The following is an 18,494-nucleotide window of genomic DNA, read 5'->3' as shown; positions in this document are numbered from 1 at the left end:
TCTCCTATTGCCCCTCTGTTTTCCTTTTTACTGCCTCCGGACAAAAAAGATTCGGCCGTTTTAAATGATGATACCGTACTTTTTAATCCGGTACTGAAGACTCTGCCTCCTGAGGCCGAGGGCGTCCGCGGTCTTTGTGATGTTGTATCCGTAATGCTCCAGCGCCTTCTGTATTACCTGGTGCTCGTACTCGTCCATAATTCCCTGAAGTTCCACGCCCGGTGTAAAGCCGGAGGCGCCGTCCCCGCCGAATGAAGCGGCGGGCCCTGTCTCATTCCTCTCCGCCCCGAACTTGCGCAGGTAGCCCGGCAGATGCTCCCGTTTCAACACCTCGCCGTCCGCCACATTCTGCGCGTAATCCAGCACGTGAAACAGCTCCCTGACGTTTCCCGGCCAGGAGTAGGCACGGAATACCTCCATAACCTCCTGGGCAATCCCGGAAAAAGAATGTACATACTGAAACGCCGTGGCATTCAGCCGGTACTCGATCAGCTCCTCCAAATCCTCCTTATGCTCCCTCAGCGGCGGCAGTTCAATCATAACCGTAGAAAGCCGGTAGAACAGATCTTTCCGGAACTGGTTTTCCGCAATTGCATGGAAGGGATCCTCGTTGCAGGAGGAAACGATACGCACGTCCATCTTGATGTCTTTTTGTCCGCCTACCCTGCGGAATGTATTCTCCTGTATCGCCCTCAGGATCTTGGACTGCATGCTCAGGCTCATGGAGTTTAACTCATCCAGGAACAGCGTTCCGCCTTCGGCCTCCTCAAAGTAACCGGCTTTATTCTCACTGCCCGTAAAGCTGCCTTTCTGCGTTCCGAACAGCAGGCTCTCAATCAGGGACTCCGGTATGGCCGCGCAGTTCAGCGCAACAAATTTCTTGTCCTTCCGGCCGCTGGCCCTGTGGATGCTCTGGGCAAAAATCTCTTTGCCCGTTCCGGTTTCCCCCACCAGAAGAATGGAACTATTCTGATGCGCCACTTTTCTGGCTATATTCACCGCCTCTTTCAGCTTGGCTCCGTGGCCGATAATATGGTCAAAGGAATAACCTGTAAAACGGGTATAGTGGGAGTGCTCTTCATAGAGCTTCAGCGCATGGTCGATCTCTCCCATTTTCTTATTATACGTTTTTACAATATCACTGTTCTGTTCAAATACGACAGAACCTAAAAGCTCCTTCCCCTTCCTGATGGGGTAAGCCGTATTTGCCGTGGCAATGGAAATACCGTCGCTGGACTTATAGTGATCCACCCGGTTGATTACCGGTGACTGGGTCCGCAGGCATGTCATAATCGTGCTGATATTCTCATCCAGGTTATACATATCCAGCAGATGACGCCCCTCTATCGGAACATCATTGGGAATGTGGGCAATCTCCCTGCTGGCCTTGTTAAAAAATACGGCGCAGGCATTTTTATCATAAATCTGGATTCCCTCCGCAATGTGATCCAGAGTTTTTGCAAACAGATACCCCTGATCATCTCTTTTCTTAAAAAACAGATAGGAATGGCCGTCAGCGGCATCCAGTTTTTCAAAGTTAAAATGATCTTCGTCCCAGAATATCTCGCCTTCTCTCTCATCATCCTTCATGGCGAAAACGCCGGATGGCTTTTCTCCCCTCAGAATCCAGTTGGAAAAAAGCAGTCTGTACATGCTCTCCGCCTGCGGAGTCCCCCATTCTACGCGAAGCATTACCTGATTTTCGTCCAGTACAAAGTAAAAATCATAAAATTTCATTACTTTCCCCGCTTTCTCCTGTGCAATATTATTACTTTATAAACAAAGTGTATCACATAAAAAGAGCTCGCGTCAAGATAAACGCCAAATCATTATGCGGTATGCCAAATTATTATGCACTTTTTACTAAAATGACTGCCGCCCTGTGCCATTCCAATTAATTTGTAAGGTCCTCTGATGATTTTTGTTTATTTTTTAAATTCTCTCAAAATACTATTAAATACAGCAAAAATTGTGTAATACTATAATATATTTTTAACTACATTTGCAGAATCCAAAAAAGTTGGCACGGGTTTTGCTTTATATAAAGTCAGAAAAACGGAAAGGAGAGTATGGAGACGTATAAAACGTACTACCATACAAACAAAAAACATGAGTGAAAATAATTCCAATTCAAAGCCGATCCGCTGGAGCGTGTTTATTCCCTGCTTCCTGGTTGTCGGCGGAGCCGCCATCCTCGGCATCGTAAACAATGCCTGGCTGACGGACGTCACCAAAGCAATTTTTACATGGTCCCTCGGAAACTTCGGCTGGCTCTATCAGATCGTCGCAATGGTGACACTGGTTCTGGTATCCCTTCTCTGCTTCTCAAAGATCGGAAATATCCGTCTCGGCGGCCCTCAGGCAAAGTCGAAATATTCTTTCGGTTCCTGGTTCGCCATGACACTGACAGGCGGCATCGCGACCGGACTGATTACTTACGGCGTTAACGAGGTTCTGATTTATTTTGGAAACGTATACGGAGAGCTGAACGGTTACGGAGTCCAGCCGTACACCAACGAAGCCGCATACTTCTCACTTGGGCGCTGCTTCTACAACTGGACGGTAATTCCATATGCCATGTATGCCCTCTCAGGCGTTATCATCGCTTACATGTATTTTAACCGTAAACAGGAATTATCCGTTTCCGCATCTCTTACACCGCTGTTTGGCCAGAAGATTACAAAAGGATTCTGGAAAGCGCTGGTGGACGTTTTATCCGTTCTGGCAATCGCACTCGGTCTGGCTTCCTCACTTGGCGCCGGCCTCGCTTTAATCGGAACAGGACTTTCCGCAGCTTACGGCATCGCTCAGGGGCCGATCGTATGGTTTATCCTGACTGCAATTATCACCGTAACATTTACCGCAGCATCGGTTGCCGGTATCGACAAAGGCATCAAATGGCTGGCCGGTTTAACATCCAAAATTTTCTACGTGCTTTTAATCCTTCTTTTCATTATCGGGCCGACCGTTTACATCCTCAACATGGCTAACGTTGGTCTGGGCTACTGGCTGGATCGTTTCTGGACCTGGGGCTTTGACCCATCCACAGTCGGCGGCGACGCACTTGTAACATGGTGGACCATGTATGACTGGGCTATCTGGATTGCTTACGCTCCTCTGATGGGTATCTTCTTCGCTATCATCGCCTACGGAAGAACCATCCGCCAGTTCCTGATTATCAACTGGATTCTGCCTGCATCCTTTGGTTTCGTATGGTTCTCCGTATGGGGGAGCACAGCCCTCAACTGGCAGATCAGCGGCAAAGCAGATATTATCGCAGCCATCAATGAAGGAGGAGCCGTATCCGGTATCTGGGAGTTCTTAAAACATGTACCGTTAGGCGCTATCCTGATTCCGGTTATCATTGTTACACTGATTGCGGCCTTCTCCACAACGGCCGACACCATGTCCACGACAATCGCAGCGCTCTGTACCGAAGGCGCACGCCACGATGAAGAGCCTGCACTCTGGCAGAAAGTCGTATGGGGCGTTTCCATCGGACTCATCGCCTGCATCATGGTTGCCTTTGGCGGCGGTTCACAGGGTGTGGACGGCGTTAAGTATCTGGCAGCCTGCGGCGGTTTCGTCGTACTGGCCATCTTCATCCTTCAGTTAATTGCGAGTATTAAAGTATTCTTCTTTGACCCGCAGACGAAAAAAGACATTGAGGCCTGCGCCGATAACACGGTCACCGAAGTAACCGAGGTACCGGCCGAAGAAGCAAAAGCCTGAAAACACGGCTGAACAGGCCGAAGAAGCTGAACAAAATATCTTATCAACATCAGAAACAAAATAAAAGGTGGAAAGCAATATGGATATCAGTATCAAAAATATAATTCTGGGGACCCCCATAACCCTGGAAGACTTTATCGCAGTCGTCAGATACGGCGCCAGGGTCGAATTCTCCGACGAATACTGCCGCAGGGTTAAAAAATCCCGCGAACTGGTGGAAAAATGGGTTGCCGAAGAAAAAGTCATGTACGGAGTCACCACCGGTTTCGGCGCCCTCTGTACCAAGGCGATCGGCAAAGATGAAACGGCAAAGCTTCAGGAAAACATTATTCTCTCCCACTCTGTTTCCGTAGGTGAGCCGCTGTCCATCGAGAGGGTAAGGGGAACCATGCTTATGGTTCTCCAGAATCTGGGGCAGGGATACTCGGGAGTACGCCTTACTCTTCTGGAATACTACAGAGACTTTTTAAACAAGGGCGTTATCCCATGGGCGCCAGGCTGCGGCAGCGTCGGCTATCTGGCTCCGGAGGCCCATATGGCCCTCGTGCTGCTCGGCAAAGGCAAGGCCTGGTATGAAGGGGAACTGCTTTCCGGCAGCGAAGCGCTCCGGAGAGCCGGTATGGAACCTCTGGAACTCAGTTCCAAGGAGGGGCTTGCTCTGGTATCCGGTACCACTTCCCCGACCGCAATGGCGGCGCTGGCTGTTTATGACCTTTTAAACGCCGCAAAATCCGCCGATATCGTCGGCTCCGCAACCCTGGAGGCCTGCAAGGGCGTTATGAATGCATTTGATGAGCGTGTCATGTCTGTCCGCCCGCACAGCGAGCAGGGAAAAACGGCGGAGAATGTAAGAAAGATTTTAAACGGCTCCGGCATTATTGAAAAATATAAGGGAAGCCGTGTCCAGGACGCTCTTTCCCTCCGCTGCATCCCGCAACTCCACGGCGCCGCGAAAAAGACGCTTAAGGATGCCAGGGAAGCGATTGAGATTGAAATGAACTCCTGCTGTGATAACCCCGTCATCTGGCCGGGTGAGGGAAACCAGGACGTAATCTCCGCCTGCAACCCGGATTCTTCCTATGTAGGCATGGAGATGGACAGCGCCTGTATCGCCGCCGTAGGCATGGCAAAGATGTCCGAGCGCAGAAACAACCGCCTGATTGACGAGAGCCTGTCTGGAAACCCGTGGTTCTGCATCAAGACCCCGGGACTGAACTCGGGACTGATGATTCCCCAGTACACCCAGGCCGGTCTCTTAAACGAGATGCGCGGCCTTGCCACTCCGGCTACCATTGACAATACCCCCACCTGCGGCAACCAGGAAGACTATGTTGCAATGGGATTCAACGCCTGTAAAAAAGCGGGGGCCGCGGCCGAAAAGCTGGAATACATTCTGGCTATCGAGCTGCTTTCCGCCTACCAGACACAGCAGTTTTTAGATACCGACGTGAACAGGGCTCCTGCCACAGACGCAGTCATGAAAGAGATCGGCGAACACATTCCTGTCATGGAACAGGATATGTTCCTCCATCCCTATATTGAGTATCTCAGGGAGTTAATCCACTCGGGAGAACTGGTTCGTATCGTGGAGTCGGTTACCGGGAAACTGAATTAATAATTATATAAAAGGAGAAAAAGCAGATGAAAAGCGCAGAAAAAAGACAGGTGGAAATGGATCTCACAAGAATCTTTCTCACACCTCCTAATACAAGAAAAGAAAAAATCACATTGTTAGCTATGCTGGTGGTCACCTTCATTATTTTCTTCGGCCCCATCTGCTTTTCGGCCATACCGCCCGTGAAAGCAATATTCCTGGCCTGCATGCCTTCCCTCTCTATCTCATGGGGATGGATGGTGATGCTGCGCTCTCTCTTCAGGAAAGATGAATTCGCGAGGAATTAAGCGGTAACAGAACGGTTCCAACGCACCGTACCTGGTTTCCTGCATGAAAAAGGCCGGCGTCCATTGAGCTCTGAGCTCAGCGGACGCCGGTCTTTTTGTATCGTTCTTATCATTAGATTTTTATCCGGGCAGCAAAAAAGCGGGTGATGGGAATCGAACCCACGTATCTAGCTTGGAAGGCTAGTGTTCTACCATTGAACTACACCCGCATAATGTATAACTATGAAACAACGAAAAGCACGCTTCACAAACTTTTCATTGCCATTCAATTAAAGTGCCCAGAGCCGGAATCGAACCAGCGACACGAGGATTTTCAGTCCTCTGCTCTACCAACTGAGCTATCTGGGCCTCCTGAGAAATTGTTGATTCTCTCACCGCACTGGTGTTACCAGCAACGTAAATAATTTTACTAAATTTTCGCCCTGTTGTCAAGGAGTTTTTTCGTTGTTTCGCGGGTTTTTAATCATGCCCGTAAATTGTTTTCCAGCACTCTTTTATTTTATTCCATTCGTACCGTTTTGTGAATCGGAGATCGGCGGCATTTCCTGACGTCGGTCCCCGGTTTTTAGCTTTCGGAAAGAATATTGGCCAGCGCTGCAAATTGCTCCAGCGTGAGGGCCTCGCCTCTGACTGCGGCGGGCACGCCCAGTTTCACGATAGACTCTGCGATAATTTCCTTGGGTATCTGTATTTCCGGTGAATTGTTTAAACCGTTTAAAAGAGTTTTCCGTCTCTGGTTAAACGAGGCGCGGATCAGTTTGAACATCAGCTCCCTGTCGGCCACGTCCACCGGCGGCGTCCTGTGGCGTGTAAGGCGTATTACGGCCGATCCCACATTGGGGCGCGGAATAAAGCAGTTGGGCGGCACATTGGCCACAATATACGGTTCTGCGTAGTACTGGACCGCCAGGGACAGGGCGCCGTAATCTTTCGTTCCCGGCCCGACCTGCATTCGGTCGGCCACCTCTTTCTGAACCATGACCGTGATATTGTCGATGGGGACACCGCTTTCAAACAGTCCCATAATAATCGGCGTCGTAATATAGTAAGGCAGGTTAGCCACCACCTTAATCGGCTTTCCCCCGTTGTGTTCCTCCGCCAGCTTTTTTATGTCAACCTTTAGGATATCCTCATTGAGCACTGTAATATTTTCATAATCTTTAAGCGTTTCTTCCAGAATCGGTATCAGATTGCTGTCTATCTCAACAGCGACAACCTTGCCGGCGCTGTCGGCCAGGTACTGGGTCATCGTTCCGATACCCGGGCCTATCTCCAGAACCATGTCGTCCTTCGTCACCCCGGCGGCATCTACAATTTTAGAGAGGACATGAGTGTCGATGAGGAAGTTCTGGCCGAATTTTTTCTGGAAGGCAAAGCCGTACTTTTGTATAATCTCGATTGTGTTTTTGGGATTTCCCAAATCTATGCGCATATCAGTTCCTTTCTGATTTCCCCGGAGCCAGGTGGTAAAGCTGTTTGGCGTTCAGGTTGGTTGCCCGGATTACTTCCTCCGTGCTTAAGCCCCTTATCTCCGCCATGGCATCCACCACGTACGGCAGATTTAAGGAAGAATTCCGTTTCCCTCTGTTTGGGACCGGCGCCAGATAAGGACAGTCTGTTTCAAGTACCAGCCTGTCAAGCGGCGCGTATTCCACCACCTCTTTTAACTTCTTTGCGTTGCTGAAGGTCAAAACTCCGCCGATACCAAGATAAAAGCCCAGGTTCAGGAATTCTCTGGCCATCTCTTTGCCGTAGGAAAAACAGTGGATCACTCCGCCGATCTCCTCCGCTTTATGTTCCTTCAGAATATCAAGTGTATCTTTGGCCGCATCCCTGCTGTGGATGACAACGGGTCTCTTGACCTCCCTCGCCAGCTCAAGCTGACGGCCGAACCAGTACCTCTGGATCTCATGGGCAGGCTCGTCCCAATAATAGTCAAGCCCAATTTCTCCCACCGCTACTATCTGGGGATCCATGGCTGCCGTCTTAAGCCTGGCAAATTTTTCTTCATCCAGCTCCGCGCTGCTGCTGGGATGGACTCCCGCCGCCCCGTATACCTGAGGATAGCGTTTCGTCAGCTCCAGCGTGTGTTCGGTGCTGGCCATATCATTTCCTATATTTACAATAGCCTCAATTCCATGCTCGGTAAGGCCCTGCAACAGTTCTTCCCTGTCTTCGTCAAATGCCTCGTCATCGTAATGGGCATGTGTATCAAAAATCATTTGTTTCCTCCGGTCTTCTTATCCGTTTTGGTATTTATCCGTTACTCACGCACCATTATAGCCAATCTCCCGTGAAAAAACAATGACTATCGGGATTTTACTTCCGTTTTTACGCCTTTTATCCACATTTTCCCTCTGATTTTCCAAGCAGATATCTTCTCTCCAGCTTGATCGCCGCATAGCCGGTCACCTTTTTCATATAAATTCCGTCATACAGTCCGCCGATTACGCCTGCAATGGGAACTCCCTGCAGGAATTTCATATACAGAAGTTCTCCGGAAAGCGCCCGTGAGGCATCAAGGGCGGCCGCATCCACGTCTGCCGGAGCTTTCTCATGCGGTGCGGCTTCAAATTCTTTCGTTTTCCCCGGCGACGCTGCTCCGTACGCCTGAGTTTTCTCCGTCAGTGCTTCTCTGTGCGGCCTGCGGGCCATCCGGTACAGTTTCCGGTTCATCGCCGCATCCCGTTCCTTAAAATCTTCCCCGCTGTACAGAGACAGCGCAAGAAGCTCCAGAAGCAGTTCCTGTTCCTCCGGATTTCTATAATCTACGCCAAAATGCAGAGCCTGCGTATACAAGCCTCGGAGCAGCGCAGCCAGAAAGAGAGGAATGTCAGGAAGACCGATTCCCAAAAGCCCCAGTACCGCCCCCTCCGCACAGGCTCCGGCCACCCCTGCCGCTGCCTGGCGGGCCGCCAGCTTTCTGCCCGCCGCCAGATTTTTCCTGACCGGATAGAGCCTGCCTGCGTACTCCCGCGTCTTGAACTCTGCCTCCAGCTTTTCCTTGGGAAATGTCTTCTCAATCACCCCGGTGCCGTTTTCCAAAATCACGCAGAATGCCTTGTAAAATGCATCTTCCAGTTTTTCCCTCAGCCCGTCCGGCACCGCCTTATGCAGTTTTTTCTCCCAGAAAGGCTCCTTTCTGGTTCCATATCTTTTAAGGGTCTTATTTTCACGTTTCAGAAAGGAATCCCATTCCTTTTCCAGAGGTGTCTTTTTATCTGCCATCCGTTCCATCTCCTTTCACCGCTCATTTTCATTGCCACTCAACAACGAAAAGCACGCTTCGCGAACTTTTCATTGCCACCAACAAGAATCCCCGCCGGGAACACTGCGTTTCCAGGCGGGGTTCAACCCGAATTTCGTCTTATATGAAAGGCAGCGTATTCTGCCGGGCGCATCGTGAATCTTACGGATTTAGCAGATTTCAGCGCCTGCCGGCATATCCTTCTCCGGCTTCATAAGCGCCAGATTGCCCTCACTGTCTTCTGCACAGAGCAGCATTCCCTCGGACAGCATTCCCGCAAGTTTAGCCGGTTTTAAATTGGTCACAACCATAACCTTTTTACCAACCATCTCTTCCGGTGTGTAGTTTGCCTTGATTCCGCTCAGGATCTGACGTACCTTTGTTCCCACTTTTACCTGGGAGCAAAGAAGTTTTTTGGACTTCGGAACCGCCTCGCAGGCAATAATTTCGCCAACCTGGAACTGGAGCTTTGCAAAATCATCGTATGTGATTTCCGGCTTTGCTTCCAGATCAATCACATTCTCATCCTCTTTTTCTTCTTCCGGCTGTTCGGACGCGGCCGCCTCGGCTGCTCTCATTGCTTCGACCTTCTCCATTACCTCTTTCACATCCATACGTGCAAAAAGAATTTCCGGTTTTTCGGTCACTTTCCCGCCTGACGGATAAAGGCCGAATGTGCCCATCTCTTCCAGGGTTCTCTTCTGTGTGTTGATCTGAGCCAGAATCTTCTCAGCCGTTTCAGGCATGAAGGAGTATAACAGGGATGCACCGATTGTGATAGCCTCCGTCAGGTTGTAAAGAACGGTTGAAAGGCGGTCCTTCTTTTCCTCATCCTTTGCCAGTGTCCACGGCGTAGTCTCATCAATATATTTGTTGCTTCTTCTGAATATTCCGAAGATATCCGTAATGGCATCCGCTACGCGCAGCTTATCCATCTTTTCGTCCACCTTCTTCACGGCAGCCAGTACGGTGGCCTTCAAATCCGCATCAACTTCCTCGGATACGCCGGTATCCGTAACAACGCCTCCAAAGTATTTATTGCTCATGGAAATAGTCCTGTTTACCAGGTTTCCAAGGATGTTTGCCAGATCGGAGTTCATACGCTCCACCATCAGATCCCAGGAAATAACTCCGTCATTTTCAAATGGCATCTCGTGAAGTACAAAGTAACGCACCGCGTCCACACCAAAGAAATCCACCAGAGTGTCTGCATAAAGCACATTTCCTTTGGACTTGCTCATCTTGCCGTCGCCCTGTAAAAGCCATGGATGTCCGAATACCTGTTTCGGCAGCGGAAGATCCAGAGCCATCAGGAAGATTGGCCAGTAAATCGTATGGAAACGGATGATGTCTTTACCAATCAGATGGAGATCGGCCGGCCAGAATTTTTCAAATAATTCGCCGTGGTTTCCGTCGCAGTCATAACCTAAGCCGGTGATATAGTTGGTCAGGGCATCCAGCCATACGTATGTCACATGCTTCGGATCAAAGGATACGGGAATTCCCCACTTAAAGGAAGTCCTGGACACACAGAGGTCCTGGAGTCCCGGGAGCAGGAAGTTATTCATCATCTCATTTTTACGGGATACCGGCTGGATGAATTCCGGATGCTCATTGATATGGTCAATCAGCCTCTGGGCGTATTTGCTCATTTTAAAGAAATATGCCTCTTCCTTCGCTGGAATAACCGGGCGGCCGCAGTCGGGACATTTGCCGTCCACTACCTGGGAGGCGGTCCAGAAGGACTCACACGGTGTACAGTAAAGTCCCTCATAGTGGCCTTTATAAATATCACCCTTGTCATACAGCTTTTTGAAAATCTTCTGTACCTGCTCTTCATGCTCCTTATCGGTTGTACGGATAAATTTATCATAAGAAGTGTTCATCAGATCCCAGATCGACTTAATCTGGGCTGCTACACCGTCTACAAACTCCTGAGGCGTTACACCGGCCTCTTCGGCCTTCAGCTCGATCTTCTGGCCGTGCTCGTCGGTTCCCGTCTGGAAACGCACGTCAAATCCCTGTTCCCTCTTATATCTAGCAATACTGTCCGCCAGTACAATCTCGTAAGTGTTGCCGATATGCGGCTTGCCTGATGTATAGGCGATTGCGGTAGTTATATAATATGGTTTTTTGCAATTCTGACACATAAATCGTTCCTCCTGTTATGAATAATAGTTTTATAGTTGAAGAAAAAAGAACAAAGAATCCCGCCCGGAGGGCTTTTTTATACCATAGGAACACTTTCCTATGATATAAAAAAATCGCCTTTAAAGGTGATTGAATCACCATTAAAGACGAGAGTTATTTTCCCGTGTTACCACTTTAATTCGCATGCCGTCTCACAACGGATGCCTCTACGGCTGTAGAGAAACGTCTCTGTTCCGGCATTTCTGCCGACCCACTGCGTGTTCACAGCCTGCGGTGTTAACGGACCTGCTCCGTCACTGCTTAAAACAGACAGCCTGAACACCCCGCACACAGTTCGTCGTCATCAACGGACCCGGCACTTACGTAGGCACTCCATCCATACTTCGGCAGCGCAGCTCTGAGACCATCTTCGGCAGCTCTCCTGACAATCCGTTTCCACCACCCGGACTCTCTGTAATCATTCCTTCTGCGTACTCTTCTCTTCACAGCCTTTGTTTTATATTGTTACTTTCTAAAAGATATAGTTTAGTCTAGCGTTTTCAACTCTTTTTGTCAAGAAGGATTCCTCAAAATCCGGCATAAACCGGCGAAAGTCCGGCCATGACATATTCCGCGGGACATTTTCACACGCTTTTAATGGAACTGCCGGGGCCCGGTACCCGCGGCATAAAGCGCTGTTATTACCGTTCCGTTGTATCCTTCCTGCAGTTCAGCCATGAAACCGTGCTGCCCCACAAAAGAGCGGCAATTCCTGTTAAAATACGGCTCATCCAGTAAAATACCGCACCGACTATACTGATGAATACAAAATACTTCCAGAAAACAAGATAGTTTTCCAATCTTCCCACCGGCCGCCCAATCAGTGGAAACACAAATTTCCCGACCAGAATATGATGTACAAGATAGATGGCAAAGGTATAGGAAGAGAAAATGGAAATTCCCTTCTTCACGACCGTATTTTTAATAAACTGCCCCACCCATACGAGAAAGAGAAAAAGCGGTATCCCCGTCCACAGGATTTTAAACGGAACCGGCAGTGACGTTTTCACCGTCATAACTGTAAAAACTCCGATAAAAGACGCCAGTCCCCATTTCCAGTCATATTTTTCCCGCTGCTGCCTAGTTCCATACAGATATTTTATAAAATACATGCCAAACAGCACTTCCGGCACCCTGAGCAGGAAGAAAAACTGAATATCCATCTGAAACGGATAAAACAGCGTGAGAGGAATATAAATAAGCGCCGTGCCAACTAAAGTGAGCACCGGCCAACGGAGCATACACGCCCGAAGCGCCGGAAACATCAGATAAATCAAAAGAATACAGCCGATAAACCACTCGCCTAACAGATAGTAGTTCGGAATCAGGTAATTCAGATACCCATCCATGCCAACAGCCGTAAGAAGCAGCCTGGACAATGGTTTATCAAAGGCAAAGTTATGCTTAATCAGATAATTATATACAAAAAAAGCGGCATAAACGGTCCAGTAAAGCGGATAAATCGCAAGGAATCGCTTTTTAAAATACGTCTTTAGATCCAGCTTTTCCATCGACGAATACATCAGCGACGCCCCCGCCAGAATAAAGAACAGTGAAACGCCGATATGGCCCATACTTCCGTTGGCATAATTAAAAAATAAAAGGATCGGTTTATTAACAATGGGCTCCATGAACGTCACAGCATTATAATGGAAAACAACAATCGACACAGCAGCCAGGACACGAACAAAATCCAGCGGGAATAGATGTTCTCTTTTCATTTGCATTACGGCTCCTTTTCTTCTTTTCGATTCAAGACACTATATTTTATCACATTATAAAGGGAGTGGCAAATGGATTGAAAAATGAGGACGCCTATGTCGGGATGAAGGTCGGGAGAGGGGGAAGGTATTGGAGGGTCTTCAGTCCCGGGGGAGGTATGTCGCAAGGGGAATCCGGACGAAAAAATTCCTACGGGGACTCGCTCCCGCTTGTGGAATGCGCAGCGGATGCTAGCTTCGTATAAAACCTCAGCAAGCACCGGCGGATTCCAAGGTCCCCTTCGGAAAGTTTTCGCCCTACTTCCCCGGTCAGTATGTCGCCGGGCCTGAAGACCGGGTAGGTTTTCGCCCCCGTCCGCCATCCTGACACCGGCTGATTGTCCTGATTTTTCAAAAGGGAAGGGGTGAAGAGAAGGCAACCGGTAGGTTTGTTTCGGCAGGGTTAGGTCAGTGAATTCTTCAGGCTCCATTGTATCAGTGTCTTATTACTGGATATCCTCTGTTTATAACTGCAGCTCCTTTTATTTATCATTAAAATAGTAAAAACTATAATTAGTAAACTTCAAATTCAATTATATTCTCCCAGGACACCTATATATAAAGGTACACCTGGATACCTTTTCACAGGGGTACACCCGCTTTTTTCCATGAAAAGGGATTTGCCGAAGGATTGTTATGGCCGATGCCCTCCGCGTCTTCAGTCCCGCCATAACGTATCGGGGGATGGAGGGTGAAAACTTTCCGAAGGGGACCTTGGAATCCGCCGGTGCTTGCTGACACATTGAGCACTTGGCGAGGTATTTTCGAGCTTAGTGCAAAAGCGTGCGGTGGCAGGTCTTTTCGAAGCTAGCACCCGCTGCGCATTCCACAAGCGGGAGCGGGTCCCCGTAGGAATTTTTTCTCCCGGAATCCCTCTCGCGACATACTTCCCCCGGGACTGAAGACTCACCCCTCCCCCCCATAACCCCCCACAGCGATCCCAGCGGCCCCATCTTTTCAATTTTCATTGATAAGTTGTAATCTCCCCTAATATAAATTATAATAGTAGGCAATTGGAGGTAAAAAATGAAGGCACGTAAAACCTGTTTATACTATCTGCTGGCCCTGGTGGCCACGATTATGCTCTGCGGCTGCTCCCGTTATAATCCGCCTGTGGAATCGTACCAGGCATCGGAGGCGTCGTCACAGCCCGCACAGAGCGGTTCGGAGCAGAACGCAGAGAATCCCGGCAGCGGTAAAGATGCGGCGGCTGTCCAGGCTGAATTTGATACTTTTACGGATCGTATTTTCCGGGAGATTGTCGGTTCCGACCCTCTGAGTCTCCACTTTATGCTCAGGAATCCCGAAAACTACGGCATCGATACACCCGAGATAAAATTCCAGACCATTTCCAAAGCAGAACTGGAAAAAGATACCGCGGATAATGAGAAACTGTTCACGGAGCTCAAGGCATTTGATCCATCTCTCCTGACGGCTGATCAGCTTTTTACCTATAAAATGTTAAAGGACTCCCTGGAAATCGGGATGGCGTCAAAGGGACTGGAGCTCTACGGCCAGCCGCTGAGTCCGCTAATCGGAACCCAGGCCCAGCTTCCTGTACTGCTTGCCGAGTACACATTTTACGACAAGAACGACATTGACCACTATCTGGAACTGCTCTCCCAGATTGATGTTTACTACGGCCAGTTGGCCGCTTACGAGATAGAGCAGGCCGATGCCGGGCTGGCGCCCAGCGACGTTACAATCGACCGCATGCTGCAGTCCTGCAAAGATTATCTGATCCGGCCGGAGAACAGCTTCCTTACGGAGACCTTCAGCAGCCGTCTGGACGAGGTGAATGGGCTGACCGACGAGGAGAAGGCGGAGTACAAGAAAAAACATCTGCAGATTTTAAAAGAGCATTTCATCCCCGCCTACACGAATCTGTCCAAATCCCTGGAGGAATTAAAGGGACGCGGAACCAACAATAACGGTCTTTGCCACTATGAAAAGGGCAAAGAATATTATGAATATCTCGTGGCCACCCTCACCGGAACCGACAGCTCCATCCCCGAGCTGAGAGATCGGATTGAGAAGCAGTTCGGGCGTGATATGGCCGAAACTGCTAGGCTTTTGCAGAACAACCCAAAATTGGCGACCGAGATAGAGAGGAGCAGCGTTTCCCTGACCGAACCGGTAGAAATTCTGGATCACCTGCGTGAACAGATTAAAAAGGATTTCCCGGAACTCACCGATTCCTCCTACGAGGTAAAGCACGTTCCGAAAGCACTGGAATCCTCGCTGTCACCTGCATTTTTCCTGATTCCTCCCCTTGATTCGGACACCACCAATGTAATCTATATCAATGATAAGTCCAGGGAAGAAGGAGCGGATCTCTATTCTGTTCTTGCACATGAGGGATATCCCGGCCATCTTTACCAGTCCGTTTATTTTAACCGGAAAAAGAGCTGCCCTCTGCGGCACGTTCTTTCCTGCGGCGGATATGATGAGGGATGGGGATTATACTGTGAACTGTACAGCTATTCATTTGACAATGGCCTCTCCCCCGATATGAAGGAGCTGATGGCCCGCAGCCAGGCATCTATTTACGCACTGTATGCCCTGCTGGATATCCATATCCATTACGACGGCTGGGATCTGGATAAGATTTCCGGTTTCTTAAGCACATATTACGGGATCAGCGATCCGGAGGTCTGCGAGGAAATGTTTAACTCCATTATTGATAATCCGGGCAACTACCTGAAATATTATACCGGCTACCTGGAAATCTGCACTCTGAGGGATGCCGCCCAGAAATCCCTGGGCAGCCGGTACTCGGCAAAGGCATTCCATAAATTTATCCTGGATATGGAGGGCGCCTCTTTCCGTGTGATTAAACCGTACTTTGAGACTTGGCTCCTGACTTATGATGTTAACAGCTAAAAATAGACGGCAGGGGTAATAGACAGAGACAGATATACAGATGAGATATAGAAATTTTGTGGATAAAGAGCGGGAAGTAATCTATTATTGTGGATTACTTCCCGTTTTTATGTGCTTAAAATCATTATATCTGGCCCAAAGGAACCGTGCCGCCCTATTTTAGTGAATTAAAGAAACTGCTAAGGACCGGGCTGGATAAAACCGATGGTATTACCGTGCTGTACTGAAAAAAACAGGGTTTCGCCGAATTCTGATTCAGCGAAACCCTGTTTTTGCGGCTTCTGACTTATTTTTTACTGTTCTTTTTTATTAATTCATCTTCTTATATTCTTTGACAAACTTATAATTTCCGCTGCCGATTTTCTCTCCGTTTACACTCAGTGCCAATTCCTCAGCCTCGTAGTTCTGGATGAAGGTATTGACAACAGCCGTTACCGTCTTATCATCCTTAACACCTGCCAGGGCTGATAAATCAAGTGTAATCACGCCGTCCTTATTGTCAAAGCTCTTTACTTTGATTCCTTCTTCGATTACTCCCAGTTCCGCCATCTTATCAACCAGCAGCTGAGCATCCAGTTCTTCACCGTCAATCGCATCGATATTCTGTTTCAGGCCTGTCTTATCATCATTTAAAGAATAAACGCAGACTGTTACGGTTGGATCTGCATCTACCACCATCTCCTGCTTCTCAAGGGCTCCGTCAACCGTGGATTCCTGTGTGGCTCCCGCGGGAGGGTTCTGTCTCTTCTCGCTGCTCTGCTTGGTCGGGGTACATGCAACAAGGGCTGCTGCCATAATCACTCCGGTTAATACTACCATAAATCTTTTCATATTTGCGTGATGCCTCCTCATATTCTACTCTTTCCAGCGGTCAAACCATTTCTTCAGCTTGGACAATGCCGTTATTAAAGTTTCCAGCTCTTCTTTGGTAAGCTCACTGGTAACGCTGTCTATCATTTCCTTATGGAACTGGGCGTGGTGCTCGTAAGCTCCCCTGCCTTTTTCTGAAAGGGATATATACACGACTCTCCTGTCTTCCTGGCCGCGTGTTCTCTCCACATAGCCTTTCTTCACAAGACTGTTCATGGCAATCGTAAGGGTTCCCACCGTAACAGACAGCTCTCTGGCGATAGAGGACATGTTTTTTGGAGCCTCAATCCCGATCGCTTCGATCACATGCATATCGTTATTGGTGATATCCTTATATTCCGGTGTGATTATGGCCTTTTGTTCAATATCCATAATATCACGGAACAGCTTTACCAGTACTTCATTGAGCGTCTCGTAATGATCCACGGCAATCCCTTTCATTTCATAGTTTTCGCGTACTCATCCGCGTACTAACTGATTATACAATATTCTCCCTGTCAAGACAACCGTCAAAATTCTTACAAAAAATGGCATTTTTCCAGTATTTTCATATGTTTTTATCCGACCGACGCCAAGAAAATACTGGCTGCGATGCCTGCCGCCGTGGCCAGCATTGCCCCGGCAAATGTCCATCTTGTCTTCGTTACCTTTGCCGTCATGAAGTAAACGCTCATTGTATAAAAGACGGTTTCCGTACAGCTTTCCAGAATCGAAACCATCATTCCGACAAAGGAATCCGGCCCCGAGGTCTTAAAAATATCCAGCAGCAGCCCCGTGGCTGCCGAACTGGAAACGAGCCTGACCAGAATGACCGGAACGATCTGGGACGGTATATGTAAAAGTCCGGCCGGTTTTTCCAGAACGCCGGACAAAAAATCAAGAAAGCCGGAGGCCCTGAGTACTCCCACGGCCGTCATCAGGCCAATCAGGGTGGGGAGAATGTCTGCGACTGTTTTCATTCCCTGTTTTGCACCTTCTATAAAATCATCAAAAACCGGACGTTTTGAGAGAAAGGCAAAACCGGCAATATAAAAAATGATAATCGGAACCAGATATTCCGATATATAAAGAATAAATTTCATTGGACGCTCCTGACGAAGCCGTTATCATTACTATTTTATTCGCACACCACTCCTTCCATTCTGATTACCCGTCATTTATCGGAATAATTATATATGGAATTTGTGACCATACTGTGAAATAAGACCCCTACTGCTTGAACAGGTTAAAAAACCGATAAAACGGACCTCCGGTCCCGGTCCGGCCGGATTCCAAATGGTGTATCAAAAATAATGGATGTATTGTGAGCAATCATGGGTGAAAAATGGATGAATTATGAACGATAACAGCCGGTATATAAAATTGTTAATCTACGTCTAGCCTAGGGGGCTGGCAGAACGCAATTTTTATGATATGATAACAGCAGTATAAAAACTTGGTACAATTTGAGCTGAAAGTAATCGAGACTTGAAACGATTACAGGTTAAATTACAGACACGCGAAAGGAGACTATCATGAGTGTATTATTTTTAGAATATCCCCCCTGTTCCACCTGTCAGAAGGCAAAAAAATGGCTGGACAGCCACAGTATCTCTTACGAGGCCCGTCATATTAAGGAGAATAATCCCTCGGCCGATGAACTGAAACTGTGGCACCGGAGAAGCGGGCTTCCGCTTAAGAAATTTTTCAATACCAGCGGGCTGCTTTATAAGAGCATGGAACTGAAGGATAAACTGCCGTCTATGAGCGAGGAGGAACAGTATAACCTGCTGGCCACAGACGGGATGCTTGTAAAACGTCCTCTTATTATAACCGAAGATTTTGTGCTGGTTGGTTTTAAAGAAGCTGAGTGGGCAGAGAAGCTGAAGTGATATTATAGTTTGTCCATCCATTGTTATCGTGGATATATT

At 48.4% G+C, this 18,494-nt stretch carries 14 protein-coding genes and 2 tRNA genes; 5 read left to right on the top strand and 11 right to left on the bottom strand.

What is annotated here, in order from left to right:
* Nucleotides 1-60: 60 nt before the first annotated feature.
* On the bottom strand, nt 61-1,737 hold the full coding sequence (locus QZT18_RS07275) for a sigma-54-dependent Fis family transcriptional regulator (RefSeq protein WP_294146092.1): 1,677 nt from the start codon (nt 1,735-1,737) through the stop codon (nt 61-63).
* Nucleotides 1,738-2,109: 372 nt separating this feature from the next.
* On the opposite strand from QZT18_RS07275, the gene QZT18_RS07270 reads away from it, so the two are divergent.
* The 3 genes from QZT18_RS07270 to QZT18_RS07260 all read left to right on the top strand — a co-directional run bounded on the left by QZT18_RS07270 (nt 2,110) and on the right by QZT18_RS07260 (nt 5,634).
* Nucleotides 2,110-3,732, top strand: a complete 1,623-nt coding sequence (locus tag QZT18_RS07270; protein ID WP_294146089.1) for a BCCT family transporter — start codon at nt 2,110-2,112, stop codon at nt 3,730-3,732.
* A gap of 79 nt (nt 3,733-3,811) precedes the next feature.
* Nucleotides 3,812-5,347, top strand: a complete 1,536-nt coding sequence (locus QZT18_RS07265) for an aromatic amino acid ammonia-lyase (RefSeq protein WP_366925811.1) — start codon at nt 3,812-3,814, stop codon at nt 5,345-5,347.
* 26 nt (nt 5,348-5,373) lie between these two features.
* Nucleotides 5,374-5,634: a hypothetical protein gene (locus QZT18_RS07260; protein WP_294146083.1), complete on the top strand. Its 261-nt coding sequence runs from the start codon at nt 5,374-5,376 to the stop codon at nt 5,632-5,634.
* A 138-nt stretch (nt 5,635-5,772) separates the two neighbouring features.
* Here the strand turns inward: QZT18_RS07260 and QZT18_RS07255 are convergent.
* From QZT18_RS07255 to QZT18_RS07225, 7 genes are all read right to left on the bottom strand, one after another.
* A tRNA-Gly gene (locus tag QZT18_RS07255) sits at nt 5,773-5,843 on the bottom strand.
* A gap of 66 nt (nt 5,844-5,909) precedes the next feature.
* A tRNA-Phe gene (locus tag QZT18_RS07250) sits at nt 5,910-5,982 on the bottom strand.
* 217 nt (nt 5,983-6,199) lie between these two features.
* Nucleotides 6,200-7,066 (bottom strand): 16S rRNA (adenine(1518)-N(6)/adenine(1519)-N(6))-dimethyltransferase RsmA, encoded by an 867-nt coding sequence (rsmA, locus tag QZT18_RS07245; RefSeq protein WP_294146080.1) that lies wholly within the window; start codon nt 7,064-7,066, stop codon nt 6,200-6,202.
* Between the two features lies 1 nt (nt 7,067).
* Entirely contained in the window at nt 7,068-7,856 is a 789-nt protein-coding gene (locus tag QZT18_RS07240; protein ID WP_294146078.1) for a TatD family hydrolase, read from the bottom strand.
* Nucleotides 7,857-7,974: 118 nt separating this feature from the next.
* Nucleotides 7,975-8,862: an EcsC family protein gene (locus QZT18_RS07235; RefSeq protein WP_294146075.1), complete on the bottom strand. Its 888-nt coding sequence runs from the start codon at nt 8,860-8,862 to the stop codon at nt 7,975-7,977.
* Nucleotides 8,863-9,051: 189 nt separating this feature from the next.
* Complete coding sequence (metG, locus tag QZT18_RS07230) at nt 9,052-11,031, bottom strand: methionine--tRNA ligase (protein WP_294146072.1); 1,980 nt, start codon at nt 11,029-11,031, stop codon at nt 9,052-9,054.
* 681 nt (nt 11,032-11,712) lie between these two features.
* A complete protein-coding gene (locus tag QZT18_RS07225) occupies nt 11,713-12,792 on the bottom strand; it encodes an acyltransferase (RefSeq protein ID WP_294146069.1) in 1,080 nt (359 codons plus the stop codon).
* Between the two features lie 1,065 nt (nt 12,793-13,857).
* Here QZT18_RS07225 and QZT18_RS07220 point away from each other — a divergent pair.
* Entirely contained in the window at nt 13,858-15,714 is a 1,857-nt protein-coding gene (locus QZT18_RS07220; protein WP_294146065.1) for a DUF885 domain-containing protein, read from the top strand.
* 309 nt (nt 15,715-16,023) lie between these two features.
* Here QZT18_RS07220 and QZT18_RS07215 read toward each other — a convergent pair whose 3' ends face one another.
* The 3 genes from QZT18_RS07215 to QZT18_RS07205 form a co-directional block, all read right to left on the bottom strand.
* Nucleotides 16,024-16,545, bottom strand: coding sequence for a GerMN domain-containing protein (locus QZT18_RS07215; protein WP_294146064.1), 522 nt, complete (start codon nt 16,543-16,545; stop codon nt 16,024-16,026).
* Between the two features lie 24 nt (nt 16,546-16,569).
* Entirely contained in the window at nt 16,570-17,025 is a 456-nt protein-coding gene (locus QZT18_RS07210; RefSeq protein WP_227033191.1) for a MarR family winged helix-turn-helix transcriptional regulator, read from the bottom strand.
* Nucleotides 17,026-17,141: 116 nt separating this feature from the next.
* Nucleotides 17,142-17,666: a spore maturation protein gene (locus QZT18_RS07205; protein WP_294146061.1), complete on the bottom strand. Its 525-nt coding sequence runs from the start codon at nt 17,664-17,666 to the stop codon at nt 17,142-17,144.
* 432 nt (nt 17,667-18,098) lie between these two features.
* Between QZT18_RS07205 and QZT18_RS07200 the strand changes: the two genes are divergently transcribed.
* On the top strand, nt 18,099-18,455 hold the full coding sequence (locus QZT18_RS07200; RefSeq protein ID WP_294146059.1) for an arsenate reductase family protein: 357 nt from the start codon (nt 18,099-18,101) through the stop codon (nt 18,453-18,455).
* The last annotated feature ends 39 nt before the right edge of the window (nt 18,456-18,494 follow it).

It is taken from the genome of uncultured Clostridium sp., assembly GCF_900547735.1.
Taxonomy (GTDB): domain Bacteria; phylum Bacillota; class Clostridia; order Lachnospirales; family Lachnospiraceae; genus Otoolea.
Note: the sequence above shows the minus strand (reverse complement) of the source record. Positions and strands in the feature narration are given on the sequence as shown.